Genomic DNA, 26,454 nt, shown 5'->3' on the forward strand with positions numbered 1-26,454 from the left:
ACCCGCAAGGGCTCGGAGGGGCTTCGTCATTGGGCCGTCGGTTTCAGACGCTCACACGACGGTCCGCCACAATCGCGGCCATCTTGGATGCTGTGCTGCGTGTGCCCTTGAAGCCTTCCGTTCACTTGTTCGCCGTTTGGCGGTCAGCCACCCGCACGACGGGGCGGCGAGTCTTCAGCGCTGTGGTTGGCGGCGTAGGCGCGGTCTTGCTGCTGACCTGGTTGGTGCTGCCGCTTTGGCTTCGCGGGTACGCGGAGGAAACGGCTTCGTCTGTGCTTGGGCGGGCGGTGACCATCGAACGCTTGCATATCAATCCGCTCACGCTGAGCGTGTCCGCCGACGGCATCACGATCGCTGGCGCCGCGCCCGCGACGGGGGCCACCACGTCGGCTGCGTTGCTGACACTCGCACATGCGCATGTGAATGCTGAGTTGCGCAGCTTGTGGAAGCGGGCGCCGGTGATCCAGGCTGTCGAGTTGGAGTCGCCCGTGATCCAGTTCGCCAGGCTCTCAGACGGCCACTACGACCTGGACGACCTGCTGGCGCGCTTCCGGCGGCCGGCTGGCTCGGAAGAGGCGGCTCCGCAGCGATTTGCCCTCTACAACCTCAGCATTCGGGGCGGTCGTGTTCGGTTTGATGACCGCCCCAAGTCGAAGGTTCATGACATCACCGAGATTCAACTCGGGCTGCCGTTCATCTCGAACCTGGATGACGCGATCGACGCCACCGTCGAGCCGCACCTTTCTTTTCGCACCGAAGACACGTCTTTCGACACCGGCGCGCAGGCCACCCTGTTCACACGGGACAGGGCGGGCGTTTTCACCGTCAAGACGGGCGAGATCGATCTTGCCGATTGGCTGGCCTATCTGCCGGCACAACTGCCCGCGCGGCCGGTGGCGGGTTGGGTGTCCGCCGACCTGGCACTGCACTTCAAGTGGCCAGCCTCTGGCGACCCTGACATCAGCTTGCGTGGTGCCATCAACGCCAAGTCACTCCGTGTACAAGCCCCCGGTGGCGAGGGGCTGGCCGAGTTGGGGGCCGCCGCGATCCAGCTGACCGATGTCCAGCCACTGAAGCGGCGCCTGGCTTTGGGCGCGGTCGAGTTGGATGAGTTGGCGGTGCATGTCGTTCGAGATGAATCTTCCCGTCTGAACTGGATTGCCTCGTCGGTGGCACCGGACCGAGCCTTGCGGCCCCAGCCCCAGCCTGCCATTCCGGCGCCCACCACTTCGCCGCCGTGGCAAGTTCAACTGGGGCGCTTTCGCTTGAAAGACAGCCGGGTCGAATGGCGCGACCAAGCCGTTTCACCGGCTGTGAACTGGGGCTTCGAGGCGATCCAGGTCGACGCATCGGACGTGCAGTGGCCCGCCGCCAAAGGGGCGGCCGCGGGGCGCATCAAGGGGCGCACCCACTGGACCAACGACGATGTTTCTTCGAAGCCGCCAAAGGCTGCCACCACGTCACCCGAGGCGCAATGGGAGGGCCAGTGGACGTCTGACGGTGGCCGGTTGACTCTGCAACTGAACGATGTGCCCATCGATTGGGCCGGGCCCTACCTGCAACCACTTCTCCAGCCGCAACTGCGCGGACGAGCGGGGCTGGCCGTCACCGCCCAATGGGAGGGGCAGATCGGAGAAAAGCTGCCTCGGCTCGAGGCCGGTGAGCTGACCGTGTCCGACTTCACCGCCACGGTGCCCGACCAGCGGGCGCCGGCCGTCGCGTGGAAGCAGTGGCGCGTCAGTGACGGCGCCGTGGACCTCGCGCAGCGCACGGTCCGGATCGGTCGTTGGCAATGGGATGGCCTGCAAGGCCGCGTCCATCGAACGGCAGACGGACAACTCGATGTCGCAGGTTGGTGGAAAGCGCCGGCCGCAACCCAACCCCCTGTGGCGGAGGCTGCCCCGGCTGCCCCGTGGCAGGTGAGTCTTGCCGACGCATCGATCGACGAAGGCAGCTTCTCTTGGCGGGACGACGGGGTGTCGCCGGTGGACGGTGCAGCCATAGAGCTTCAGCGGGTGAAGCTGGGCGTGAAAGGGCTGCAATGGCCCGCTGCCCCAGGTGCCACCTCGTCCTGGCAGTTCAGCGCCCGGTGGTCACGGCCCGCTTCACGATCCGCGCCGGCACGGATCGAATACGCAGGGGAGGTGGGGCTGTCCCCCGTGGCGTGGCGTGGCAAGGCGCAGCTCGTCAACCTGCCATTGCCAAGCGTGTTGTCGCAGGCTCGGGTGGCGCTGCCGGTGACCTTGCGACGGGGCGACTTCAGCTGGACGGGTGAGGTGGCCGGGGCGCTTGCCGAGCCCGGATTGCGTCTCGCGATGAAGGGCGACGCCAAGGTGTCGGACGTGCAGGCGGTTCCGCGCCAAATGGCCGCCGCCTCGGGTGACGACCTGCTGCGTTGGCAAATGCTGGACGTGCCCGGTGTTCAGGTGACGCTGGAGCCGGGACAGCGCCCGCGCATCGAGCTGGGTGCCGCCCAGGTGAACGACTTTTACGCCCAGCTGATGGTGAGCGAGGAGGGGCGCTTCAACCTGGCCGATCTCAATGCACCGTCGCCCGCCCCAGCACAGCCCGTGGAGGTGGCCGCGGCGGTGCCCGAATCGCCGGCCTGGCCGGTGGACCTCATCGTCGGTGGGGTGCGGTTGAAGAATGGCCGGGTCGACTTTGCCGACCGTTTCGTCAAACCCAGCTACAGCGCCTCAATGACCGATCTGAACGGCCAGGTGGGTGCGTTTCGCAGTAACAGCCACGAGACCGCGTCGCTGGAGTTGCTGGGCCGGGTCGCGGGTACGGCCCAGCTCGACGTGCGCGGTGCGCTCAATCCCTTGGCTCGCCCATTGGTGCTGAACGTTCAGGCCCGTGCGACCGATCTGGAGCTGGCCCCCTTGTCGCCCTACGCCGCGAAGTACGCGGGCTATGCGATCGAGCGCGGGAAACTGTCGATGGACGTCGCCTACCGGGTCGGCGCGGATGGGCGTCTGGATGCCACCAACCGCCTGGTGCTGAACCAGCTCACCTTTGGCGATCGCGTCGACAGCCCGAGTGCCACGAAGCTGCCGGTGTTGTTGGCTGTTTCGCTGCTCAAGGACCGCGATGGCGTCATCGACCTGAACCTGCCGGTCGGCGGCTCGTTCAACGATCCCGAGTTCAGCGTGGGTGGGGTGATCGCCCAATTGATCGGCAGTCTGTTGACCAAAGCCATCACGGCACCCTTTTCTCTGCTGTCGGGCAGCGATGAGGTGGATCTCAGTGTGGTCGAGTTTGTGCCCGGCCGCGCCCGGCTCAGCGATGCAGGCACGGCCGCGCTGGACAAGGTGGCTCGTGCTTTGTCGGCCCGGGACGACCTGCGGCTCACCATCACGCCCGCCGCCGACCCTTCCGGCGAACGTGAGGCGATCCAGGCGGCGTGGCTCGATGATCTGGTGGCGGCGGCTTCAAGCGCCACCGGGGCAGGCACCGGGGCGGACGCCGCCACCGAAGCAGCTCCGACCCGCGAGCAGATCGTCAGCCGCCTCTATGCAGATGCCCGGTTGCCGAACAAGCCACGCAATGTGCTGGGCTTGCCCAAGGACATCCCGCTGGCCGAGATGGAAACCCTGCTCAGGGCGTCCCATGCGGTCAGCGAAGACAATGCGCGTGAACTGGCCCTGCAGCGTGGCCTGGCAGTGCGAGAGGCGCTGATGGCCAAAGGCTTGCCGGGAGAGCGCCTGTTCCTGGCGGCGCCGCGATGGCAGTCGGCCGACGGTGCGGGCACGGACGAGCGGTGGGGCGCGCGCGCCCAGCTCAGCCTGGAAACACCTTGATGCCTGGCCTCGGCCCGGCCCGATGACGTAGGAGAACGCCATGATCCGCACGGAAACCATCACGCTTGGCGGTGGTTGCTTCTGGTGCCTGGAAGCCGTATATGAGCAGGTGCGCGGTGTTGTTACCGTCGAATCGGGCTACAGCAACGGCCAGGTGGTGAACCCCCGCTACGAGCAAGTGTGCGAGGGCGATACCGGCCACGCCGAAGTGGTTCGTGTCGAGTTCGATCCTGCGGTCGTGAGCCTGCGCGAAATCTTGGAGGTGTTCTTCAGCATCCACGATCCGACCTCGCTGAACCGCCAAGGCAATGACGTGGGGCCGCAGTACCGTTCGGGCATCTACACCCACGATGAGAAGCAGGCTGAATTGGCACGTGAGGTGCTGGCCGAAGTGAATGCGGCGACCGGCCATCGCGTGGTGACCGAGCTGCAACCGGTGTCCAACTACTGGCGCGCCGAGGACTATCACCAGCACTACTTTGCACAGCATCCCGGCCAGGGCTATTGCGCCGTGGTGGTCGCGCCGAAAGTCGAGAAGTTCAGGCACACGTTTCGGCGCCTTTTGAAGTCGGCTTAGTCCGGCCGTGAGCGCGGCCAGGCTGCGTCGGAGCCCCCACATCCTGTGGCCCGCGGCCACTAGGTGCTGAGTTCGTTCGACGCGCGCGTGTCGCAGAGTCGTGCGACGGGTGAGCGGCTTCAAGGCCGCCCCCGGGCTGCCAGCCCACCGCTACACTCTGCCCAGGGTCACCGACAACCGTCTTGACACGGCAGCCTGCTGTTCATGATCGACGCCTCCCCGGCCCCGGAGCCTGATGCTCAGGCTCGGCTGAAAGCCGCCGGGCGGCTGGGCCGTTTTTGGCGCGATGCCGAGGGCCGTGAAGCGTGGGACGACGGGCTGTTCCGCATCCTCGCCGCCAACCCCGCCGCCGGCGTGCCGGCGGGAGGATTGTTCGCAAGACTCCACCCCGAAGACGCCCATCGTGCCCGCGAGGCATGGCAACGGTGGCAGCTTGGGGCCGATGAGCCGGGGTTGACGCTGGCGCACGAATGCCGGTGCCGCATCCTGAGGCTGGATGGCTCGGTACGGCACCTGCAATGGCTCGATGTACCGTTGGCCGAGGGCGACGCCGGGCCGCACTGGACCTTGGTCGTCGATGACACAGACGCCGTCGATGCCTACCGCGAGTTGTGGGAGCACGAAAGCGTGGTCGGGCGCGGCCTGGAGATGGCCGGCATTTCACTGTGGCACCTCGACCTGGCAGCCGATCGTGTGTTCTACAGCCGGCAGGGCTACCGCATCCTCGGTGTTGATCGGCGCCCCGACGGTGTTCCGCTGAATGACGTGCGAGCGGCCATCCATCCTGAGGATCGGGGCCTGATCGAGCGCGCGGCCGAGGAGGCGCGGCAGAGCGACCGCTTGGTGGATGCCGTGGCGCGCTACCGCAACGCCGACGGCGACTACAAGCACCTGCTGACTCGCCGCTACCGCATGCTCGATGAGCAAGGCCGCGTGGTGGCGCTTCGCGGCATGTCGCTGGATGTGAGCGAGCTGGTGCGGGAGCGCGAGCGTTCGCTGTCTCTGCTGGAACGCATGCAGATGGTGGCGGAGACCATCGGCGTCGGCTTTTGGTGGCGCGACCTGGACGCCGGCGTCTTCGAATGGGACGAGCAGATGTACCGCATGCATCACCGCTTGCCCAGCGAAGGCCCGCCCAGCCTGGACGAGTGGATCAGTCGCCATGTCCATCCGGCAGATCGAGGTTGGATGTCGGCGCGGCAAGAGGTGCACTACCACCAGTGGACACCCGCCTCCGATGTCACCTTTCGCACGCTCGCGCCCGACGGCAGCGAGCGCTGGATTCAGTCCTGGACTCGGCGGCTGATGCGCCACGGGCACCGCGTGTCCCTGGGTATCCATGTCGACATCACCGAGCGGCGTCGCGCCGAGCAGCGGGCCGAGCTGGAGCGGCAGCGCGATCAGTTTGCGATCGAGGCGGCCGGCATCGGCGTGTGGGAGCGACGGGCATCCGACGGCCTGCCCGTCTACTGGAGCCCGACGATGTACCGCCTGCGCGGCCTGGACGTGGACGACCCGCGGCCGCTGCAGGAGTTGATCCGCTTGACCATGCACCCGGAGGACGAGGCAGAGGCAATGCGCCACCTGCGCCACTGCGCGGACACGGGGGATGGCCTGACGTTCGAGTTCGAGATCACGCGGCCCGACGGTACTCGGCGATGGCTGTCGAGCACCGGGCGCGCGGTGCGTGATGCGCAGGGGCATTCGGTGCTGGTGGTCGGGGTCACGGTCGACGTGACGGAGCGGCGCCGCGTGGAGGAATTGGCGCGTGAACGAGATCGGGCGCAACAGGCCAGCGCCGCGAAGTCTGAGCTCATGGCCCGGGTGAGCCACGAGCTGCGCACGCCGATGAACGCGGTCTTGGGGTTTGCCGATCTGATGGCGCACGATGCGTCGCTGCCCGATGTGCAGGCCGAGCGGCTGGCGCGCATCCGGTCTGCCGGCAAGCATTTGCTCGGCTTGATCGACGACTTGCTCGAGCTGTCGCGTGCTGACCAGGGCGGCCGGGCGACGGACCTTCAAGCGCTGAGCCTGGCCGTTGTGGTTCAAGAGGCATTGCCCTGGGTGGCGCCGCTGGCGTCTGAGTCGAAGGTGCAACTCGTGACGGCCGATGTGACGGGCGAGGCGACGGTCTGGGCCGATGGACGGCGCCTCGGGCAGGTGCTCATCAACCTGCTGACCAATGGCATCAAGTACAACCAGGCGGGTGGTCAGGTGCGGCTCGGTGTGCAAGCCGCCGAGATGCGTGGCGCCCCGGCGTGGGACCTTGTCGTGCAGGACACGGGCCGGGGCCTGTCTGCTTCGCAGCGCGAGCGCCTGTTCGAGCCCTTCAACCGCCTGGGGGCGGAGCGAGAGGGCATTCCCGGCACTGGCATCGGCCTCAGCATCGCTCGGCAGTTGGTCGATGTGATGGGGGGCGAGTTGCTGGTAGAGAGCGAGCCCGGATCCGGCAGCCGCTTCGTGGTGAGGCTTCCCGCAGCCCAAGCTGTCCTGTCCCCGCAGGAGCCACCGCCCACCGCACCACCCACCGCACCGCCCACCGCGGCAGACCTGCAGGCCTCCCTGCCCGTGCCCCTGCCCGTCAGCGCGCGTGCATCGCCAGCCCTCTCCGCCGAGCAGCCCACGGTGCGCGTGCTCTACATCGAGGACAACCCGGTCAACGAGATGCTGGTGCGCGAAATGCTCGCACTGCGGCCCCATATCCATCTCGACAGCGCGCCGGACGGGCGCTCCGGCATCGCGCAAGCTGTGGTGTGCCTGCCCGATCTGGTGCTGCTCGACCTGCAGTTGCCAGACATGAACGGCATCGAGGTCATGCGCATTCTGCGCCGCGAGCCGGTGCTGGCAGCTTGTCGCTTCGTGGCGCTGTCAGCCAATGCGATGCCTGAAGACGTGTCGCAGGCGCTGTCTGCGGGCTTCAATGAATATTGGACGAAGCCGCTGAATCTGCAGCAGTTCCTGGCCGACATGGATGCCCTGGCCCACCGGCTGGGCCGCGCCTGAGCCGAGCCTGAACCACCAGGGAGATCGCAGGATCAGGGGGCGAGGCGCTCGCGCACCCACTGGCCGCCATCCTCCAGCCGATAGCGCAGCCGATCGTGCAGGCGAGATTTGCGCCCTTGCCAGAACTCCCATTGCTCTGGCAGCAGGCGATAGCCGCCCCAGTGAGGTGGCCGGGACGGATGAAGCCCATGCTGTGCCGCGGCCTTCGCGGCATTGGCCACGAGCACCGCGCGCGAGCTGATCACCTGGCTTTGGGGCGAGGCCCAGGCCCCGAGGCGAGAGTCCAATGGGCGCGACTTGAAGTAGGCGTCCGACTCTTCATCACTCACCTTTTCGACCCGCCCTTCGATGCGAACCACGCGTTCGAGTTCGACCCAATGGAACTGCAGCGCGGCGAACGGATGCAGCGCCAACTCCTGTCCCTTGCGGCTGTCGTAGTTCGTGTACCACACCACCCCGCGAGGGTCGAAGCCTTTGATCAGCACAATGCGCGTAGAGGGGCGGCCATTGGCACCCACGGTGGCGAGCGTCATGGCGTTCGGCTCGGGCACCTGGGCGGTGATGGCTTCGTTCAGCCACGTGGAAAACTGCTGCCACGGTTCAGGGGCCGAGGCAGTTTCGTCGAGCTCCGCACGTTCGTAGCTCTTTCTCAGTGAGGCCAGATCGTCCATGCCATGCAGTGTAGGGGCTAGGCCTTAGGTGATCGTCCCACTGGAACCGTTGCCGCATCGCTCCCATCCTTGAGCCATGTCCCGCAGACCACCGTCGTGAAGACCGGCCGCATGGGGATGAGACCACTACAACTTTCGATTGGGCGAGGCCCACAGTCGCCTCGAGGGATGGCCAACGAATGAAGACCCCACCGACGATCATCGTGCTGGGCGCCGGGCAGGGCAGCCGGTATACCGGCGCGCGCCACAAGCTGGCCGAGCCGTTCGATGGCGATGACAGCGTGTTCACCTGCACCGTGCGCCATGCCCTGGCCAGCGGACTGCCCGTGCTCGTGGTCACTACGTCGCGCTTTGCTGAGGAGGCCGCGGGGCTGGTGGCCACGCGCGACATCGTGGTCCTGGGCGAACGCGATGGCGTGGCGCCGGGGGGCATGGGCGATTCCATTGCGGCCGGTGTGGCCGCAAGGCCCGGGGCAGGCGGATGGCTGGTGTTGCCGGCCGACATGCCTCTGGTGCGGCCCGCCACCATGGCAGCGGTGGCGGCGGGTCTCGGGCCTCATCCCGTGGCGTACGCGCAGTACCAAGGTCGCCGCGGCCACCCCGTCGCCTTCGGCGGCGAGCTCTTTTCCGAGCTGGTGCGCCTGGGGGGCGACGAGGGTGCGCGTCGAATCCTGGCGCGATTTCCTGCTCAGGCGGTGGAGGTGGGTGACCCCGGTGTGTTGCTCGACATGGACACTGAGGCAGATTTCGCCGCACTCAAAGATCGGCTGCTCGCCACGAAGGCCCCGACACCACAGGCTTGATCAAAGGCCACGGCTGTCGATCAGCCAGAGGGGTCTGACGATGAGCGACCGGCGGCAGGAGCCGGCGGCGGCGTGCCGGGCGCCAGTCTCAACAGGCGTTCCACCTCGCGATCATGGATGCCGCGCCGCCGAAGTTCCATCGCGGTTTCACGCAAGTAATCCAGCGTGCTGCCGTAGCGCCCCCGTGCGTGGGTGAGGATGTGTCGCATCTGGCCATCCGCCAGCCGCCCGGTGTGGCCCGGGCTGCGGCGGTGAAGGGTGAAGGCCAAGGCCTGGATCGGTCCGTCGGGTGTCCGGCAAGGGAGCCAGCGAGGGTCGTAGACGCCGGTGGGCATCTCGCGCTGCCAGAGCTGCCGCAGTTCGACCTCGGCGCGTTGCGCGGGGATGCGAAAGACCGCGCCACGGCACGATCCGCCGGCCATCAGCGCGAACACGAGGCCCGGTTGTTCCGGTGTTCCGCGGTTGACGCGCGAGCGCATTCGAAACGCCCGGTGCCAGCCGTGCACTTGCGCCGGGGCTTCGGCATCCACCTCGAACTCGCGCCGCCACAGCAAAGAGCCGTAGCCGAAGATCCACAACGGCCTTTGACCGCCCCATTCGCGCAGGGTGAGGTCCAGCAATGGCGCCGGGTCGCGCAGCATCAGCGCTTCATGGTCCATGGCGCAAGTCTAGAGCTTGGCACGATGGCAGAGCGAGCAGGCCAGGGGCAGGCGCGGCATCTGCCGCATGGCCGGCGCCACCAGCCCGTGTCGCCGACGCAGGCTTGCATCTTGGTTTGACCATGTAACCAAGTTACCTGATAATCGACCGACAAGTTACATCGCAGCGATCACTGTCTGCCGCCACGCCATGACAACTCTGAACAACGTGCTCGTCCAGGTCACCCAACGCATCCGCGATCGCAGTGCCGCCACCCGCCAGGCCTATCTGAAGCAGGTGGATGCGTTGCGGCAACGCCCACGTGGTGCCGATCGCATGGGATGCGCCAACGTCGCCCACGCTTTCGCGGCGCTGCCGGGCCAAGACAAGCTGCGCATCGTGGCCGAGAAGGCGCCCAACATCGGGATCGTCACCGCCTACAACGACATGCTGTCGGCGCACCAGCCCTACGAAAGTTACCCGGCGCAGATCCGCGCCACGGCGCATCGCCTCGGCGCCACCGCCCAGGTGGCCGGCGGCGTGCCGGCCATGTGTGATGGCGTGACCCAGGGCTATGCGGGCATGGAGCTGAGCCTGTTCTCGCGAGACACCATCGCCATGGGCACCGCGATCGCGTTGTCGCACGATGTGTTCGATGTGGCATTGCTGCTGGGCATCTGCGACAAGATTGTCCCCGGGTTGTTGATCGGTGCACTGCATTTCGGTCACCTGCCCTGCGTTTTCGTACCGGCGGGCCCGATGGGCTCGGGCCTGTCGAACAGCGACAAGGCGAAGGTTCGCGAGCAGGCGGCGCAAGGGCTGGTGGGCCGCTCCGAGCTGCTGCAGGCGGAACAGGCGGCGTACCACTCGGCCGGCACCTGCACCTTCTATGGCACGGCCAACTCCAACCAGATGCTGCTGGAGGCGATGGGCCTGCATGTGCCGGGCGCGGCGTTCATTCACCCTCACGCGCCGCTGCGTGAGGCCTTGACCGATGAGGCGGTGGCCACCGCGCTGAGCCTGCGTCCGGGGCAGCGCGATTTGCCGATCGGCCATCTGGTCGACGAGCGCAGCATCGTCAACGCGATGGTCGCGCTGCTGGCCACGGGCGGCTCGACGAACCACCTGATCCACTGGGTGGCCGTGGCCCGCGCGGCCGGCATCCTCATCGATTGGAACGACTTCTCCGAGCTGTCGTCGGTGGTGCCGCTGCTGGCACGGGTCTATCCGAACGGCGCGGCGGATGTGAACCAGTTCCAGGCCGCCGGTGGCCCGGCCTACGTGCTGCGCGAGCTGATGGGGGCTGGCCTGATGCACGCCGATGCAGCCGCCGTGGCGGAGGGCGGCATGGCCCGTTACGCGCAGCAACCGCAGCTGGCGGACGACCGGGTGCAGTGGCAACCACTGCCGGCTGAGAGCGGCGATTCGAGCGTGCTGCGGCCGGCAGCGCAGCCGTTTTCGCCCACCGGCGGGCTCGCCTTGTTGCAGGGCAACCTGGGCCGCGCCGTGATCAAGGTGTCGGCGGTGCCGGAGGACCGCCATGTGGTGGAAGCGCCGGCCCGCGTGTTCGAGAGCCAGGACGAACTGCATGCGGCGTTCAAGGCCGGTGAGCTCGACCGCGATGTCGTTGTCGTCGTGCGCTTCCAGGGGCCTCACGCCAATGGCATGCCCGAGCTGCACAAGCTCACGCCCCCGCTGGCCGTGCTGCAGGGCAAGGGCTTCCGTGTGGCGCTGGTGACCGACGGGCGCATGAGCGGCGCCTCGGGCAAGGTGCCGGCCGCCATTCATGTGAGCCCCGAAGCCTTGGCCGGTGGCCCCCTGGGCAAGGTTCGCGACGGCGACCTGATTCGGCTGGATGCGACGGCCGGTACGTTGAGCGCACTGGTGCCAGCCGCCGAATGGGAAGGCCGCCAGCCCGCGGCGCGCAGCGAGGCCATGGCGCAAGAGCACGCCCACGGCCTGGGCCGCGAACTCTTCGCTGGGCTGCGTCGCAACGTGAACAGTGCCGAAGAGGGCGCCTGCACCTGGCTCTGAGGCGCCTCGGGCGGTTGCCGCCGTCCGAGCGAGATGACACCCGCTTTTGATCGATTGGATCGCTGAACATGTTGAACACACTCGAACTGGCCAGCCATGGCCCCGTCATCCCCGTCATCGTCATCGAGCGTCTCGAAGACGCGGTGCCGTTGGCGCGCGCGCTGGTCGAGGGCGGCGTGAAAGTGCTGGAGGTGACGCTGCGCACGCCGGTGGCCTTGGCGGCCATCGAGGCGATGGCGCGCGAAGTGGCCGGCGCGGTCGTCGGCGCGGGCACGATCCGCTCGGCGGCGGATGCGCGGGCCGCCAAGCAAGCCGGGGCGGTCTTCGGGGTCAGCCCCGGCTACACCGCAGAGGTCGGCGCAGCGTGCCGCGAAGTGGGTCTGCCGCTGCTGCCCGGGGTTGCCACGGCCAGTGAGGTGATGGCAGCCCAGGCCGATGGCCTGTCGTTCCTGAAGTTCTTTCCGGCCACTGCGGCGGGGGGCATCCCGATGCTGAAGGCCTTGAGCGGGCCGTTCCCGGATGTGGCGTTCTGCCCGACCGGTGGCATCACCCTGCAGAGCGCACCGGATTTCCTCGCACTGCCGAATGTGAAGGTGTGCGGTGGCTCATGGCTGACGCCGGCGGACGCGGTGCGCAGCGGCGACTGGGCACGCATCACTCAGCTGGCGGCCGAAGCGGCGGCGCTGCGGCGTTGATGGGTTGACGTCGGCCGCCGATCGAGGTGGCCGCGTCGCTCGCTCAGACCGGCACGGTGTAGTTCAGCGCCAGGCGTCCGCCGTCGATGTGCACGATCTCGCCCGTCATGTAGCGGGCGGCATCGCTCAACAGGAAGGCCACCACGTCCGCCACTTCGCTGGGCTCACCCAGGCGCTTCATCGGTGTTCTGCCGAGGATCCGCTGTTTGGCCTCATCGCTCGTCAGGACCGCCTCGCGTGCCAGTTCGGTGCCGATGGTGCCCGGCGCCGCGGCGTTGACGCGGATCTGATGGTCGGCCAATGCCAGCGCCATTGCGCGGGTCAGTTGGTTGATGCCACCCTTGCTGGCGTTGTAGCTGGCGATGCTGGCAATGGCCATGGAGCCGTTGACCGATGACATGTTGACGATCGCGCCACCTTGCCCTTGGCGAACCATCTGCTGCGCGACCGCCTGGCCCACAAGAAAAGCGCCTTTGAGGTTGACGTTGATGACGGCGTCCCAGTCGTCCTCGGTCACCTCCAGGAAATCAGCCGCCTTGAAGATGCCAGCGTTGTTGACGAGGCCATCCACGCGACCAAAGGCCAGCACCGTGGCGGCCAGCGCGGCGTGCACCTCGTTCTGGCGAGCCACGTTGCAGGGCATGGCTTCGACACGCCCGCCTGCTTCCCGCAGGCGCTGAGCCAAGGCTTGCGCTGCTGCGACATTCACGTCCCACAGCGCAACCTGGGCACCTTCCGCCACGAGGCGCTCGACACAGGCGGCGCCAATGCCTTGGGCAGCGCCCGTGACCACGTAGACACGGTGGGCCAGACCGAATTGGAGCGGGGCGGCAGAGGCGCTGGTGTGCATGACGAAAGGCTGCGAATAGGGGCCGCAAAGTAGGGCCGCAAAGTAGGGCCTGCGGAAGATGAGGCGAAGGAGTTTAGCGGGGCGCCCAGGCGCCGCCGTGTCATCGCTTCTGGCGGTCGAGCCAGACGCCCATGCCTTGTGCGTTGAGCTCGATGTCGATGGCCAGCGCGTCGGCGATGGCGACGTCGGTCAGCATGCAGCCGTGCTGTCGCAGGCTGCCGATGTACAGCTTCTTCAGGCCATCCCGCAACGCGGTGTGCCTCGAAGGGCTATCGGTCGCCGCGTCGGCCGAGGTCAGGTCCAGCGCTTGCACCTGGTCAAGCAGGCCGAGCAGTTGCACGCCCAGGCCCTGTACGTCGCCGAGTCGACCGTAGTGGGTGAGGTAGACGGCGTCGGGTTGGGCGGCCAGGAGGCGTTGGACCGATTCACGCAAGGCATCTGGCTGGAACTGCACGGGGGTCGACGTGGGAAAGATCCACGGCGCACCGGTGGGGCTGTCCAGCTCGCGGTACGAGATGCCGAAGGTGTCGCCGGTGAACCAGCCGCGGGACACCGGGTCCCAGATGCAATGGTGGTGCAGGGCGTGCCCGGGCGTGTCGATCAGCGTGAGGGTGCGGTCGCCCACTTGGAGCGGCATGCCGTCCACGCTGGTGTCGACGCGGGCGGCGTCCACGCCCATCAACTCACCATATGACCGGTCCATTTCCGCCTGGCCGTAGACCGCCAGTGCCCCCTGGTAGAGGGCGCTGGGATCGATCATGTGGCGGGCGCCTCGGGGATGAACCATCAACCGCGCCTGGGGCAGGGCCTGCATCAGCGGCCCGACGCCGCCGGCGTGATCGAGGTGAACGTGGGTAGGTATGACCCAGTCCACCGCCTCCGGGCCCAGGCCAACCCAGCTCAGGGCGCACAGCAGCCGAGGCAGTGCGTGGCGAGTTCCGGTGTCGATGAAGGCGGCACGACCGCCATCCACCAACAAATAGGCCGCGTCGAAGCGCGGCCTTTGGAAGCCGGTGTCGATGGCGAAGATGCCATGACCCAGCGGCTGGATGATGTCGGCGGCGGGTGCATCCATGGTGAGAGGCCTCCCGCCGCGCGAGACCGGCTTACTGCTGGCCGGCGAGGATGGCGTAGAGGCGGCCGACATCGGCTGCGCCATCCGTGCCTTGCACGCTGCGCAGCGTCTGCTGGCCCTTGGCCTTGGTCTTGGGATTGGCCGCCAGGGCCTGACCCAGTCGCAGCTTGGCGTCCTCAGGCCGCTTGAGCGCGTCCTTCGCGATGCCTTGCTGGATCAGCGTGGCACCTTGCTCGGCCTGGCCCATGCTGGCGAGCACGCTGCCGATGCGCACGAGCTCGTTGCCATCCTTGGCGGCGGTCGCGGCGGCGATGTTCTTCTCCATGTTCGCGCGGACTTCGGCGTCCTGCTTGATGGCCAGGTCGCGCAGACGCTTGTGCCGTTCGGCTTCGGCGCCCGTGCCCAGCGCGCCCGACGCGAATCCCTTGTCGACGATGGTCTTGGCTTCGGCGGCGTAGCCGTCTTGCAGCAGCAGCTGGGCCATCTCCATGAACTCTTCGGTCTTCGACAGGTTGCCGGTGGCCAGCTTCATGCGCATCACATCGAGCGAAAACCGGTCGGAGAAGCCGGGCTTGCGTGGCAGGCGGCCGAGCAGGGCACTCCAGTACTCCTTCTTGGGGTAGTAGGAGACCAGCTTCTCCAACGTCGCGCTTTGCGCGGCGTTGGCGTTGGTGCGCTGGTAAGCGTCTGCCAGACGCAGCAGGTCGTCTTCAGCGGGACGGCGGCCGGCTTGTTCGGCGGCCGACACGGCGGCGGCCGAGTCTTTGGCGATGGCGGCGTAGTCACCGCTCTGCGATTGCAAATAGGCCTGCAATTGCTTCAGCTGCGGGCTGCTCGCACCGAGCTGCTGGGCCTTGTTGGCCCACTGGGTGGCCTTGGCGTTGTCGCGTTGCTGCGAGTAGGCAAACGCCAGCGTTTCGGCGACCTGTGCCTGCTCTGAGCCGCTGAGCTTGCCCGAGTTGAAGACCGATTCGAACGCTTGGATGGCCGTGCCGTTGTCACCGGCGCGTTGGGCTGCGGCGCCCTTCATGCGGTCGATCATCAGCTGCTCGGCGGCCGTCTTGCCACCCACGCCATCGGCTTCGCGCACCTTGGCGAGCGCTTCGCGTGCCTTGCCGGCGCGCAGCAGTTCGCTGGCGGCTTGCAGCGGCTTGCCCACTTCAGGGCGAACGTTCTGGGCGTGGGCCACGGTCAGGCAGCCAGCGGCCACCAGGGCCAGGGTCAGGGCACGCAGGGATTTCATAGACATGGATCCGATTGGAGAGAGGTCGCCTTGGGCCTGATGAGAAGGCGGGGCAGCTCGTTGCATGCCTTCGCCATGAGAATCAGCCCTGATTCAAACGCAAACGGGGACCGAACCGCTGACGGCCGATCCCCGGCTGAGACTGATCTTGGGCGACGACGTTCAGTTTGCGAACTGTTCGTTACCGACAATGCCGATCTTTGTAACGCCCAGGCGCTGCGCCTCGGCCATCACCATCGCCACGTACTTGTACGTGACCAGCTTGTTCGGCTTCAGGTGCACTTCAGGCTGATCAGGGATCAGCGAGGTGCGGTACAGGCGGGCCTGCAGGTCCGCACGGTTGGGCACCAGCTCACCGTTCCAGTTGATCGTGCCGTCGAAGTCGACGTCGATGCGGACAACCTCAGGCTGCTTGGTCTGCGGCGTGCTGTTGTTTTGCGGCATGTTCATCTTCACCGCGTGCGTCTGCACGGGGATCGTGATGATGAACATGATCAGCAGGACGAGCATCACGTCGATCAACGGCGTGGTGTTCATCTCCACCATCATGTCGTCTTCACCGGCGGAGCCAACGCTCATTGCCATGATGGAGTCCTTTCAGTTCTTGGCCGGCGGTTCAGTGATGAACCCGACTTTCGCGATACCCGCGCGCTGAGCAGCTACGATCAGGCGGCCCACCGACTCGTAGCGCACGTTCTCGTCACCGCGGATGTGCACTTCGGGCTGGGGTTCCTTGATCGATTCCTTCTTCAGCGCCTCGACCAGGGCTTCCATGTCGGGCATCTTCTTGGTGTTCCAGTAGACATCACCGTCCTTGCTCACCGCCAGCAGGATGTTCTCCGGCTTGGTCTGGGTGGGGACGTTGATTTCCTTGGGAAGCGTCAACTGCACCGACTGGGTGACCACGGGAATGGTGATCAGGAAGATGATCAGCAGCACCAACATCACATCCACGAGGGGTGTGGTGTTGATGGACGAGTTCATCTGCTCTTCGTCGCCGTCTGCGGCGCCTACGCTCATGGCCATGTCGAATCCTTCGCTCTATCGCAATTCGGGAAGGCAGGCTTCAGCTCTGCCATCCGCGGGCGGAAGTCGGGTGTGATCTTCCGCCTGCGGGGCGCCGTCGGCTGACGGCGCCAAACCCTCATCAGCGCTTGCCGGCCAGCAGAACGTTGTGCAGGTCGCCCGAGAAGGCGCGCACGCGCTCCATGGCACCCTTGTTGCGGCGGATCAGCCAGTTGTAGCCCATCACCGCGGGCACCGCGACTGCCAGACCGAAGGCCGTCATGATCAGCGCTTCACCCACCGGGCCGGCAACCTTGTCGATCGAAGCCTGGCCAGAGATACCGATCTGCGTCAGGGCGTGGTAGATACCCCAAACGGTACCGAACAGGCCGACGAACGGGGAGGTGGAGCCCACGGTGGCCAGGAAGGCCAGGCCGTCTTGCAGGCGGCTGTTGATGTTGTCCACCGAACGCTGCACGCTCATGCCAATCCAGGTGTGGCGGTCGATCTGCTCGACCAGGCTGCCTTCGTGATGGTCAGCGGCCTTCAGACCTTGTTCAGCGATGTAGCGGAAGGCGCTCGACTCTTCCAGCGTCTCGGCACCCTTCTTGACCGAACCGGCGGTCCAAAAGGTTTCAGCAGCGGCCTTGGCGCTCTTCATCAGCTTGGACTGTTCCCACAGCTTCGTGAAGATGATGTACCAGCTGCCCATCGACATGATGATCATGATGATCAGCGTGCCGCGGGCCACGAAGTCACCCTGCGTCCACAGGGCTTCGAGGCCGTACGGGTTGTCGATGGTTTCCTTCTTCATTTCGGGCGTGGCGACACCACCGGGGGCAGGGGCGGTGACGTCGGTCGGCGCGGCGGCGGCCGGTGCAGAAGCGGCTTCTTGGGCCAGCGCGTCCACCGGGGTGATCGCGACGGCGCCCAGCAGGGCAATGCAGGCGGCCAGGAACGGGGCGCGCACGATTTTCATCAGAGACATGTTTCCTCCAGGGGGCAAGGGGTCGGTGGCGCAGCTTCTACCGAACTGCAGCGATCTGCGCCTTGTGAATGAACTGAATGGGATGGGGTCGGAAGCGGTGTGACGGGATCAGTCCAGCTTCCAGACGTACTCGACGTTCGAGAAGGCGCCAACTGGCTTGCCGTTCTCGTCGGTGCCGGGCTTGAAGCGGCATTGGCTGAGCGCTTCAACGGCCACCTTGTCCAGCTGACGATGCTCGCGGGAAGAACCCGAAGAGCCTGTGATCTCGGCCTTCACCACGTGGCCGGTCTCGTCGATGCTGAAGCGGACCCGGGTGACACCGGAGGCTTCGGCACGGCGTGCGGCGGCGGGGTACTCGGGCTTCTCGCAGTTGCTGAAATCGATCTGTGCGGGACGAGCCACTCGCGGCGGGGCCGGAGGCGCTGCCGGCGCGACCGGCAGCGGAGGCGCGGGCGCGGTGGGCGGCGGGGCCACCGTGGTGGTCGGTGTGATGGTCGGGGTGGGCGTCGGCGGCGTGGCCACCTGCACTTCCGGAGGCGGCATCCACACCGGCGGAGGCGGCATGGTCTTCGGCGGCGGCGGCAGGTTTTCCGGCGGCGGCGGAGGCGGAGGCTTCACCTCCTCGATGATCTTGGTCTCGACGGGCTTCAGCGCCACATCGACCACTCTGCGTGCCAAGCCACTGACGAGCGCATAGCCCAGTAGCACGTGCAGCACGATGACAACGCTCAGCCCGACAGAATGTTTGCCGGGGTTGCGCTGCGCTTCTGCGTAGTCCACTCGTTTCCTCCAGTCGCCGAAGTGAGGCGCTGTTTTCGTCATCAACGTAGCCTCTATGGGCCACAGGATCAACGACTATAGCGCGGAGTTAATCTCGATCGATATAGGCTTCACCCTAATGATTCACGGCTGAAACTGGATGTTTGCCGCATGGAATGTTCCAGTTCGCGGCCGTGACCGAGTGTTGCAAAGCAAAAGGGGGGCCTGCCGCAAGCACGGGCATCAGGCACCGATGCGGGGCTTGCGGGCATCAAATCTGAGCGTGGGGAAGGTACAGCGCGGTTACGGCAGGCCAGAAACGAAAAAAGGTCGAAACCTGGGTTTCGACCTCTTGGGATCTATCGCAACTTGAGCAGGCGATAAGCCGCGCAAGCGCGTCAATTCAATCGCGCGGACTATATCAGCGGGCTGCTTCCTGTGCGCCTCTTTACGGTGCGCACGAGACTGGGGATTACCCCGAGGTGGCGCGCAGGCCGGAGCGCGCCGTTGATGGGACGGGCTCGGCGCCCCGTCCTGTTCCTACACGGGCTTGCGCCGGCTGCTGACACCGCGCTAGCGGTGGACTGCCTACGCTGCGCAAAGCCTCCCGCGGTGTGCTTCATTGGTGTCCGCAGGGGGAGTCGATTCAACTCGCCATCCACAGGAGCCGCCATGCTCGCCATCCTTGCCGCCCCGAGTGCCCCGCAACACCATGTCTGGGACAGCAGTAGCCCGCCCCAAGCCATCCGTGTGGATGACGTCCCCGGCGTGGTCACGCGCAAGGTGGTGGCGTTCCAGTGCTCGAAGGTGAATTCAGGCCCGCTGGACCACGATGCCAGCTCCAAACGCACTGTCGCTCAAGCGATTGCCCGATTGCTTGGGTGCGATTTCGTCGACGGGGTGGATCAGGTGCCGGCGACGCCTGGGCAGGGCAGCGGGGAGGCCTGGGCCGAGGGGGCCCGCTATCTGGTGCCGACCCAGACCCTCACCACAGACGAAGCGCAGCGTTGGGGCATCACCCGCCCCGAGCACCTCTTCGGTGGCGTGGTGCCTCATCCATTCGTGGCCACCAAGGTCATTTCGCACCCGCTGGTCGAGCCGCTGGCGCCGGCGCCGCCCGGGTGGTCACCGGCCCATGGTTCACGGATTCGTGATGCCGTGCTGCCGGGTTACTCCGTTTTCAGTGCGGAAGATGCTCGGGCAGCCGCTGGGCGCCTGCTGGCCGGGGGCAGTGTTCGGTTGAAGGACCCCGCCGGCGTAGGGGGCCTGGGTCAGTGGGTCATCCAGAGTCTGGACGACCTGGAGTCGCACCTGGCCGATTGGAGCGACGACCAATTGGCACGACACGGCTTGGTGCTGGAGCGCAACCTGCGCGAGGTCAGCACCTTGAGCGTGGGCCAGGTCATGGTGGGCGACCAGGTGGCCGCCTATGTGGGCACGCAAGGCCTCACCCTCAACCACGTGGGCCATGAGGTCTATGGCGGCTCGCAGCTGGAGGTCTGCCGCGGTGGCTTCGACGCCTTGTTGCAGGAGCGACTTCAGCCGAACGTTCGCCGTGCGGTCGAGCAAGCCCTTCAGTTCCATCAGGCTGCGCTGGATTGCTTCCCGGGATTCTTCGCCTCTCGTTGCAACTACGACATTGCGCAGGGGCTTGATGACCATGGCCAGATGCTGTCAGGCGTGCTGGAGCAATCCTGGCGCATTGGCGGCGCGAGCGGTGCCGAGGCCGTTGCGCTCCAGGCTTTCGCGGGCGATCCTTCGCTGCGGCGGGTGCGTGCCTCTACGACCGAGGTGTATGCCGACGAAGTGGTGCCGCCGCCGGGGGCCTGGGTTCTCTACGATGGTCCGGATGGCCACGGCCGCCGGTTGGTCAAGTACGCGCGGGTGGAGTTGGATGTCGACGCTTGAAGAATCCATCCAGATCTCGGTCGACGGGGTCGACATCGCGGGCACCTTTGTCACCCCGGGTACCTTGATTCCCGGGGTGCTTTTCGTGCACGGCTGGGGGGGCAGTCAGTCGCAGTACCTGTCCCGGGCGCGCGATGTGGCGGCCCTCGGCTGCGTGTGCCTCACGTTCGACTTGCGCGGCCACGCGCTCACGAAGCGGCAGTTCGCCACCGTGTCAAGGGCAAATAACCTGCAAGATTTGCTGACCGCTTACGACACCCTTGTTCATCGGCGGCATGTCGATCCGGCAGCGATTGCGGTGGTCGGCAGCAGCTACGGGGGCTATCTGGCCGCGATCCTCACGTCATTGCGGCCGGTGAAATGGCTGGCGCTTCGGGCGCCTGCGCTGTACATCGATTCGGGCTGGGAGAGCCCGAAGCTGCAATTGCACCAGGACCAGGATCTGCGCACCTACCGCCAGCGCCTGGTGCTGGCCAGCGAGAACCGCGCACTGCAGGCGGTGCAGACGTTCGGCGGCGACATCATGCTCATCGAGTCCGAGCAGGACACGATCATCCCGCGCACCGTGCTCTCCAGCTACCGCGAAGCGGCCACCCACGCCCGATCGCTGACCTACCGTTGCCTGGACGGGGCCGACCATGGCCTGACCCAGGAAGGTGATCAGCGTGCGTACACCAAAGTGCTGGTGGCGTGGCTGAAAGAGATGATCCACGGCGCCCGGCGCGGCGTGGTGGTGTCGCCCGAGCACGAACCGGCCGCGCACCCCGAAACGCCCCCGCTGTCACGTTGAGTTTCGGCGGCTGGGTTTGCGGCAGCGACCGTCAGTGTCAGGTGGCGCATTCCTACAGGAGGGCCCGGCAGCCGAAGTTACAAAAGCGGCATGTCGATGGTCATTTCTTCAGAAGCCGTGGCGCTGCGTGTGCTGACGGTCAACACACACAAAGGGTTCAACTTGCTCAATCGCCGTTTCGTGCTGCCCGAGTTGCGCGACGCGGTGCGGGCGGTGAATGCTGACGTCGTCTTCCTCCAGGAGGTGCAGGGCCGGTATGCCTCGCGCGATCTCCACGGTCCCATGGGTCTGCAGGCGCCACACTACGAATTCCTTGCCGACGAGATCTGGCCGCAGTTCGCCTACGGCCGCAATGCCGTGTACCAGAACGGCGACCATGGCAACGCCGTGCTGTCGAAGTACCCGATCGTGGCGCAGATCAACCACGACGTGTCGGTTCCTGACCACGAGGCCCGCGGCCTGCTGCACTGTGCGCTCGATGTGCCGGGCATCGCAGTGCCGGTGCATGCGATCAGCGTGCACCTGGGCTTGGCCGAGTCCCACCGGCGCCGCCAGCTTCAACAACTGTGTCGCATCGTGAGCCACGAGGTTCCCTCACAGACGCCGCTGCTGGTGGCCGGGGACTTCAACGATTGGCGCAATCGTGCCCACCTCGTTCTGGACCGCTGTGCGGGCCTGGAGGAGGTCTTCGTACAGGCGCACGGTCGCGCCGCGCGGACCTTCCCGGCCCGCTGGCCGCTCTTGCCGCTGGATCGCATCTATGTGCGTGGCGTTCAGCGGCACCAACCCATCGTGCTGCCACGCTTCCCGTGGTCGCACTTGTCCGACCATGCCCCACTGGCCGCGGAGATCGTGCTGTGAAGAACATTTGGTACCCCGGCAACCGGGTCGACTTGCTGGAGAACGGCGAGGCCTTTTTCCCGGCTGTTTTCGACGCCATTCGCCACGCTCGCCGCGAGGTGCTGCTGGAAACCTTCATCGTCTTCGAAGACAAGGTCGGGTGGGCACTGCATCAAGCGTTGATCGAAGCGGCTGGGCGAGGGGTGCAGGTCGATGTGCTCATTGATGGATTCGGCTCGGCCGACCTGAGCGCCGACTACATCAGCCGTCTCGTCGCCGCGGGCGTGCGCGTCCACACCTTCGATCCGGCCGTCCGGGTGTTCGGCCTGCGCTTCAATGTGCTGCGGCGCATGCACCGCAAGATCGTCGTCGTGGATGCCGAGCGGGCCTTTGTCGGCGGCATCAACTATTCGGCCGATCACCTCGGAGACTTCGGCCCGCAGGCCAAGCAGGACTATGCGGTCGAGCTGGTCGGCCCGATCGTGGACGAGATCCATCGTTTCGCCCGAGCCACGGTGGGCAGGCCAGTCGCTGATGCCGACGAAGCGGCGCGCAGGCCGAGCGCATCGTCGCGCTGGCGAGGGGCCTGGTGGGGGCCTGGGCGCACCAATGGATCGTTGTTGGCATCAGCGTCCGCTTCTGCGGCGCCCGCGGGTGGCGCAGAGGCCCTCTTCGTGCGCCGCGACAACGTGCAGCATCCCAACGACATCGAGCGTTACTACCGAGTGGCCATACGCCGGGCCCGCGAGCGGGTACTGATCGCCAACGCCTACTTTTTTCCTGGCTATCGCCTGCTGCGTGAGCTGCGACGTGCGGCGCGGCGCGGCGTGGAGGTGACGCTCATCCTGCAAGGCGAGCCGGACGTGCCGATCGCGCGCGCCGCTGCTTCGACGCTGTACGACTACTTCATCAAAGCGGGCGTGAAGATCTACGAGTACTGCGAACGCCCATTGCACGGCAAGGTGGCCGTGATCGATGACGAGTGGTCCACGGTGGGATCGAGCAACCTCGACCCATTGAGCCTTTCGCTGAACCTCGAGGCGAACGTGGTGCTGCGTGATCGGCCCTTCGCCAGACACCTTCGAGCCCGACTCGAGCATCTCATCGAGCACAGTTGCACGCAGGTCCAGGCCGATGGCAAATCACATTGGGCTTGGTGGGCGCAATTGCGCGGCTTCTTCGTCTTCCACTTCTTGCGGCGCTTCCCGGTATGGGCTTCGCGCCTGCCCACGCACAGGCCACGCCTCGAGTCGATGGATTCCGTCGCGGTGGATCGCGATCCGTCGGGCCCGCGTGGGGCCGCCACAGCGTCGCCGGGCTCCGCACCGCGAAGCCCATCGACCGCGGCAAGTCTCCCGGCGTCACGATTGGTGGCCCCTGGTCGATTGTGATGGTTGGCCATCACTTATGTCGTTTGCCGCTGGCGGGCGGCGGGATCGAAAGTTGCCAGCCCGACACGACGCTGGCGTGCCGGTGACGCGCGCCGCATCTCGACTCTTAGATGTGAGGTACGCATGTGCGACGATGACCATGGCGAAGGCGCCTGCCTTTGGTTCTACGGCGGGACGCCCCCGGCCCACGACCTGCTGACTGCTGCTGCCCCAGCGGAAGCGGTCGGCACAGAGTGGCAACCTCTGCAGTCTCCAGACGGCGCCACCATGCGCACAGACTGCAATGGGTCAGAACGGGCGGGCGCATCGCCGCACGCGCGGCGCACAGCCGTCAGGCGTTGATCATTTCTGCGATGACCGGCGCGGTCAAATCCTGCGTGTTACTCATGTCATGACCGACGTTGTTCGTCCCTTCGATCGATACTGAATCGGCCCGTGCCCGCGTGGCTCGCTCGCCGTGTCCATGTCGGTTCCGCATGCGGTGAGAGGCTGGCGGGCCTCCCGCCTCTGCGTGACCTCGCCCATTCATGCCTGTTCGCCGGTTCTCGCTCTCATCCATGCGCGGCTACATCGTGGCCGTGCTTGTCACGCTGTTGGCATTCGCCTTGCAGTGGATGTTGCGGCCCTGGCTTGGCCAGAGGGAGCCTTACATCGCCTTCTTGCCTGCGGTGGCCTTGGCCGCGGCGGTCGGCGGGCGCGGGCCTGGCCTGCTGCCTTTGGCGGGCGGCATCATCAGCGCGGCCATGTGGCTGCCATTGGTGGGTGGGGATGGTGCGTCAGCCAACCCCGCTGATTGGCTGACCCTGCTGCTGTTCTGCGCGTTTGGCGCCATGCTGTCGGAGTTGGGTTCGTCGATGCGGCGCACCGGTGCGCGTGCGTTCGCCGCCGAAGAGCGGTTGGTGATGGCCATCCAGGGCACCGGGATCGGCGTGTTCGACATCGATCTGGTGGCCGAGCTGGCCTACGTCTCACCCGCCTTGGCCCGTTTGGTGAGCCTGCCCGTCTCGTCAAGCGCGGTGCCCCTGGCCGATTGGCTCGCCCGCACGCCACCCGACCTGCTGGCTCAAAGTCGTCGCTACCTGGTGGAAAAGTTTCGGGCGCGCTCGCGTGGCTATGAGCGCGAGGTTCGTGTCCTGCAGGCCGATGGCACACCCTTGTGGCTGCTGCTTCGGGTGCATATCACGTGGTCGGAAGATCGCGCGGTGCGACTTCGAGGCGCCTGTGTCGACATCACCGAGCGCAAGGCCATCGATTCGCAGCTGACGCACGCCAAGGCTGAGCTCAGCCAGCAGGTGGACGACCTCGATCAGTTGCATGAGCTCGGCACCCACCTGCTGGACGCTGCCACGCTGCGCGAGCAGTTGCAGATGATCCTCGTCACCGTGGCCCACTTCCATGGATGCGGGCGCGGGCTGGTGTCACTGCTGGACCCCACAGACCACCTGCTGAAGCTCGAGACCAGCATCGGCCTCGGGCCCGAAGCGGTCTTCCGCCTGGGCAGCATGCCGATGGGCGAGGGCGCGAGCGGCGTGGCGTGCGCGCAGCGCGAGCGGGTGGTGGTGGCCGACATCGAAGAGGATGAGCGGTTCGCCGCCTATCGCGATCTGGCCCGACGAGAGGGCTTTCGTGGGGTGCATTCCACGCCACTGCTCAGCCAGAGGGGCGAAGTGCTTGGCGCCATCACTGTGCACCTGGACCACCCCCGCGAGCCCACCGAGCGGGAGCGCGCGCTGGCCGACATCTGCGCACGCAAGGCCGCCGTCTTCTGCGAGCGGGCGCGCGCGCAGGCTGCGCTCGAAGAATCGCAAGGGCGGTTCCGGGCAGTGCTGGAGACATCGGCGGTTCCTTTCATCGTGCTGTCGCCGATGCACGACGACCAGGGCCAGATCGTCAATTTCCGCTGGAACTACATGAACCGCGCCGCTGCCCAGGCGTTGCAGCGCCAACCCGACGAGCTGCTGGGGCACCCGATGACCGATGTCCTCCCGCAGCGGTGGACCGCTGGCCAGGCTTTCCAGAATTACGTCGCCGTGGCGCGCGATGGCATCACGCGCGAGTTCGAGGCCCGCACCAAGCTGCACGGGCACAACGGGTGGGTCCACTGCATCGCGTCACCGATGCGCGGTTCAGTGGCGGTGTGGTTCAACGACATCACCGATCGAAAGAAGCACGAAGAGCTGCTGCGCGATGCCGATCGCCGCAAGGACGAGTTCCTCGCTACGCTGGCCCACGAGTTGCGCAATCCGCTGGCACCTATTCGCCAAGCAGCGCGCCTGTCCTCGTCCGCCGAGGCCACCGAGGCGCAGAAGCGCTGGAGTCAGGAGGTCATCGAGCGCCAGGTGCAGCACATGGCACTGTTGCTGGACGACCTGCTGGACGTGTCGCGGATCACGCGCGGCGTACTGTCGCTTCGAAAGACGCGAACCGAGCTCGCCGCGGTGGTGGCCAGCGCGGTCGAAACGGCCAAGCCCGCCATCGATGCGATGGCGCACGAGCTGGTCGTCGAGCTGCCGGCGGTGCCGGTGTACCTCGAGGCCGATCCTCTGCGCATCGCACAGGTCATTGCCAACCTGCTCACCAACGCGGCCAAGTACACCGATCGCGGCGGTCACGTCCGCCTGGTGGCGCAACGCCAGGGCACCGACATCTTGATCGACGTCTGCGACGACGGGATCGGCATCGCCGAAGGCGCGCTGCCCGAGGTGTTCCGCATGTTTTCTCAACTGCATTCGTCTGCGGAGCGATCCAGCGCCGGGCTGGGCATCGGCCTGGCCTTGTCGAAAGGTCTGGTCGAGTTGCATGGCGGATCGATCGCGGTGCGCAGCGCGGGTGCTGGCGCGGGCAGCACCTTCACCGTGCGCCTGCCGATTGGCGAAGCGGCGCCCGCCGTCGCGCCGGCGGTGTCTCAGCCGAGTTCGCCCGTGTCTGCGCCGCGCCGGGTCTTGATTGCCGATGACAACCGCGACGCGGCCGACAGCCTGGCCGCCTTGCTGCAACTCGATGGGCATGAAACACGGTTGAGCTTCGATGGCAACGAGGCCTTGCAGGTCTGGCAGCAGTTCGATCCCGACATTTGCCTGTTCGACATTGGCATGCCCGGCCGCAATGGCTACGAGCTGGCGCGGGCGATTCGGGGCCATCCGGGCGGGTGTCGCCCGTTGCTCATTGCCATCACCGGTTGGGGTCAGGAGAGTGACCGTCAACTCGCGATCGAAGCCGGCTTCAACCATCACCTGACCAAGCCGGTGGATCCCCAGCGACTGGTGGCGCTGTTTGGTTGAATCAGGGCCGCGGCCATCCGAGATCCCCATGAAGCCGCGGTTTCAGGCACGTCAATTGCCCCACTGTGTGCCTTCTACCGGAGCATTCGCCGTGTTGCCATC

Annotated in this window: 20 protein-coding genes; 11 read left to right on the forward strand and 9 right to left on the reverse strand. The window is 66.5% G+C overall.

Annotated features, from left to right (window positions below):
- Positions 1-101 precede the first annotated feature (101 nt).
- The 3 genes from AACH06_RS01110 (at position 102) to AACH06_RS01120 (ending at position 7,380) form a co-directional block, all read left to right on the forward strand.
- Positions 102-3,800: a DUF748 domain-containing protein gene (locus tag AACH06_RS01110; RefSeq protein ID WP_479723917.1), complete on the forward strand. Its 3,699-nt coding sequence runs from the start codon at positions 102-104 to the stop codon at positions 3,798-3,800.
- Between the two features lie 40 nt (positions 3,801-3,840).
- Positions 3,841-4,377 carry a peptide-methionine (S)-S-oxide reductase MsrA gene (gene msrA, locus AACH06_RS01115; protein WP_341423742.1) on the forward strand — a complete coding sequence of 179 codons (537 nt, stop codon included), beginning with the start codon at positions 3,841-3,843 and terminating at the stop codon, positions 4,375-4,377.
- Positions 4,378-4,581: 204 nt separating this feature from the next.
- A complete protein-coding gene (locus AACH06_RS01120) occupies positions 4,582-7,380 on the forward strand; it encodes a PAS domain-containing protein (RefSeq protein ID WP_341423743.1) in 2,799 nt (932 codons plus the stop codon).
- Between the two features lie 32 nt (positions 7,381-7,412).
- Here AACH06_RS01120 and pdxH read toward each other — a convergent pair whose 3' ends face one another.
- Positions 7,413-8,051 carry a pyridoxamine 5'-phosphate oxidase gene (pdxH, locus tag AACH06_RS01125; RefSeq protein ID WP_341423744.1) on the reverse strand — a complete coding sequence of 213 codons (639 nt, stop codon included), beginning with the start codon at positions 8,049-8,051 and terminating at the stop codon, positions 7,413-7,415.
- Positions 8,052-8,230: 179 nt separating this feature from the next.
- Between pdxH and AACH06_RS01130 the strand changes: the two genes are divergently transcribed.
- Complete coding sequence (locus tag AACH06_RS01130) at positions 8,231-8,854, forward strand: nucleotidyltransferase family protein (RefSeq protein ID WP_341423745.1); 624 nt, start codon at positions 8,231-8,233, stop codon at positions 8,852-8,854.
- Positions 8,855-8,874: 20 nt separating this feature from the next.
- Here the strand turns inward: AACH06_RS01130 and AACH06_RS01135 are convergent, their stop codons facing one another.
- Positions 8,875-9,513, reverse strand: coding sequence for a gamma-glutamylcyclotransferase (locus tag AACH06_RS01135; protein ID WP_341423746.1), 639 nt, complete (start codon positions 9,511-9,513; stop codon positions 8,875-8,877).
- 190 nt (positions 9,514-9,703) lie between these two features.
- Here AACH06_RS01135 and edd point away from each other — a divergent pair, with 190 nt between their 5' ends.
- Positions 9,704-11,527 carry a phosphogluconate dehydratase gene (edd, locus tag AACH06_RS01140; protein ID WP_341423747.1) on the forward strand — a complete coding sequence of 608 codons (1,824 nt, stop codon included), beginning with the start codon at positions 9,704-9,706 and terminating at the stop codon, positions 11,525-11,527.
- 68 nt (positions 11,528-11,595) lie between these two features.
- Positions 11,596-12,222 (forward strand): bifunctional 4-hydroxy-2-oxoglutarate aldolase/2-dehydro-3-deoxy-phosphogluconate aldolase, encoded by a 627-nt coding sequence (gene eda, locus AACH06_RS01145; protein ID WP_341423748.1) that lies wholly within the window; start codon positions 11,596-11,598, stop codon positions 12,220-12,222.
- A gap of 43 nt (positions 12,223-12,265) precedes the next feature.
- On the opposite strand, the gene AACH06_RS01150 is transcribed toward eda, so the two are convergent.
- The 7 genes from AACH06_RS01150 to AACH06_RS01180 all read right to left on the reverse strand — a co-directional run bounded on the left by AACH06_RS01150 (position 12,266) and on the right by AACH06_RS01180 (position 18,163).
- Positions 12,266-13,072, reverse strand: coding sequence for an SDR family NAD(P)-dependent oxidoreductase (locus tag AACH06_RS01150; protein ID WP_341423749.1), 807 nt, complete (start codon positions 13,070-13,072; stop codon positions 12,266-12,268).
- A 100-nt stretch (positions 13,073-13,172) separates the two neighbouring features.
- The gene (locus tag AACH06_RS01155) at positions 13,173-14,147 is read right to left on the reverse strand and encodes an MBL fold metallo-hydrolase (RefSeq protein WP_341423750.1); all 975 of its coding nucleotides are present in this window, start codon (positions 14,145-14,147) and stop codon (positions 13,173-13,175) included.
- Positions 14,148-14,178: 31 nt separating this feature from the next.
- Entirely contained in the window at positions 14,179-15,396 is a 1,218-nt protein-coding gene (locus tag AACH06_RS01160) for a hypothetical protein (RefSeq protein WP_341423751.1), read from the reverse strand.
- A gap of 156 nt (positions 15,397-15,552) precedes the next feature.
- Positions 15,553-15,975, reverse strand: a complete 423-nt coding sequence (locus AACH06_RS01165; RefSeq protein ID WP_341423752.1) for an ExbD/TolR family protein — start codon at positions 15,973-15,975, stop codon at positions 15,553-15,555.
- A 12-nt stretch (positions 15,976-15,987) separates the two neighbouring features.
- Entirely contained in the window at positions 15,988-16,416 is a 429-nt protein-coding gene (locus tag AACH06_RS01170) for an ExbD/TolR family protein (protein ID WP_341423753.1), read from the reverse strand.
- Positions 16,417-16,537: 121 nt separating this feature from the next.
- Entirely contained in the window at positions 16,538-17,383 is an 846-nt protein-coding gene (locus tag AACH06_RS01175) for a MotA/TolQ/ExbB proton channel family protein (RefSeq protein ID WP_341423755.1), read from the reverse strand.
- A gap of 108 nt (positions 17,384-17,491) precedes the next feature.
- On the reverse strand, positions 17,492-18,163 hold the full coding sequence (locus AACH06_RS01180) for an energy transducer TonB (protein WP_341423756.1): 672 nt from the start codon (positions 18,161-18,163) through the stop codon (positions 17,492-17,494).
- Between the two features lie 651 nt (positions 18,164-18,814).
- Between AACH06_RS01180 and AACH06_RS01185 the strand changes: the two genes are divergently transcribed.
- The 5 genes from AACH06_RS01185 to AACH06_RS01205 all read left to right on the forward strand — a co-directional run bounded on the left by AACH06_RS01185 (position 18,815) and on the right by AACH06_RS01205 (position 26,352).
- Positions 18,815-20,050, forward strand: coding sequence for a DUF3182 family protein (locus AACH06_RS01185; RefSeq protein ID WP_341423757.1), 1,236 nt, complete (start codon positions 18,815-18,817; stop codon positions 20,048-20,050).
- The gene (locus AACH06_RS01190; RefSeq protein ID WP_341423758.1) at positions 20,037-20,840 is read left to right on the forward strand and encodes an alpha/beta hydrolase family protein; all 804 of its coding nucleotides are present in this window, start codon (positions 20,037-20,039) and stop codon (positions 20,838-20,840) included. Before AACH06_RS01185 ends, AACH06_RS01190 begins: the two co-directional genes overlap by 14 nt.
- A 90-nt stretch (positions 20,841-20,930) precedes the next feature.
- Entirely contained in the window at positions 20,931-21,701 is a 771-nt protein-coding gene (locus AACH06_RS01195) for an endonuclease/exonuclease/phosphatase family protein (RefSeq protein WP_341423759.1), read from the forward strand.
- Complete coding sequence (gene clsB, locus AACH06_RS01200) at positions 21,698-23,071, forward strand: cardiolipin synthase ClsB (RefSeq protein ID WP_341423760.1); 1,374 nt, start codon at positions 21,698-21,700, stop codon at positions 23,069-23,071. The genes AACH06_RS01195 and clsB overlap by 4 nt, the downstream gene beginning before the upstream one ends.
- A 527-nt stretch (positions 23,072-23,598) precedes the next feature.
- Complete coding sequence (locus tag AACH06_RS01205; protein ID WP_341423761.1) at positions 23,599-26,352, forward strand: hybrid sensor histidine kinase/response regulator; 2,754 nt, start codon at positions 23,599-23,601, stop codon at positions 26,350-26,352.
- The last annotated feature ends 102 nt before the right edge of the window (positions 26,353-26,454 follow it).

The sequence above is a fragment of the Ideonella lacteola genome (assembly GCF_038066555.1).
GTDB lineage: Bacteria > Pseudomonadota > Gammaproteobacteria > Burkholderiales > Burkholderiaceae_C > Ideonella > Ideonella lacteola.

Coding starts and splice junctions, on each gene's coding strand:
- edd (WP_341423747.1), top strand. CDS start 9,704: ATGACAACTCTGAACAACGTGCTCGTCCAGGTCACCCAACGCATCCGC.
- AACH06_RS01185 (WP_341423757.1), top strand. CDS start 18,815: ATGCTCGCCATCCTTGCCGCCCCGAGTGCCCCGCAACACCATGTCTGG.
- AACH06_RS01150 (WP_341423749.1), bottom strand. CDS start 13,072: ATGCACACCAGCGCCTCTGCCGCCCCGCTCCAATTCGGTCTGGCCCAC.
- AACH06_RS01135 (WP_341423746.1), bottom strand. CDS start 9,513: ATGGACCATGAAGCGCTGATGCTGCGCGACCCGGCGCCATTGCTGGAC.
- eda (WP_341423748.1), top strand. CDS start 11,596: ATGTTGAACACACTCGAACTGGCCAGCCATGGCCCCGTCATCCCCGTC.
- AACH06_RS01165 (WP_341423752.1), bottom strand. CDS start 15,975: ATGGCAATGAGCGTTGGCTCCGCCGGTGAAGACGACATGATGGTGGAG.
- AACH06_RS01205 (WP_341423761.1), top strand. CDS start 23,599: ATGCCTGTTCGCCGGTTCTCGCTCTCATCCATGCGCGGCTACATCGTG.
- AACH06_RS01195 (WP_341423759.1), top strand. CDS start 20,931: ATGTCGATGGTCATTTCTTCAGAAGCCGTGGCGCTGCGTGTGCTGACG.
- AACH06_RS01120 (WP_341423743.1), top strand. CDS start 4,582: ATGATCGACGCCTCCCCGGCCCCGGAGCCTGATGCTCAGGCTCGGCTG.
- AACH06_RS01155 (WP_341423750.1), bottom strand. CDS start 14,147: ATGGATGCACCCGCCGCCGACATCATCCAGCCGCTGGGTCATGGCATC.
- AACH06_RS01170 (WP_341423753.1), bottom strand. CDS start 16,416: ATGGCCATGAGCGTAGGCGCCGCAGACGGCGACGAAGAGCAGATGAAC.
- AACH06_RS01175 (WP_341423755.1), bottom strand. CDS start 17,383: ATGTCTCTGATGAAAATCGTGCGCGCCCCGTTCCTGGCCGCCTGCATT.
- AACH06_RS01190 (WP_341423758.1), top strand. CDS start 20,037: ATGTCGACGCTTGAAGAATCCATCCAGATCTCGGTCGACGGGGTCGAC.
- AACH06_RS01160 (WP_341423751.1), bottom strand. CDS start 15,396: ATGTCTATGAAATCCCTGCGTGCCCTGACCCTGGCCCTGGTGGCCGCT.
- pdxH (WP_341423744.1), bottom strand. CDS start 8,051: ATGGACGATCTGGCCTCACTGAGAAAGAGCTACGAACGTGCGGAGCTC.
- AACH06_RS01130 (WP_341423745.1), top strand. CDS start 8,231: ATGAAGACCCCACCGACGATCATCGTGCTGGGCGCCGGGCAGGGCAGC.
- msrA (WP_341423742.1), top strand. CDS start 3,841: ATGATCCGCACGGAAACCATCACGCTTGGCGGTGGTTGCTTCTGGTGC.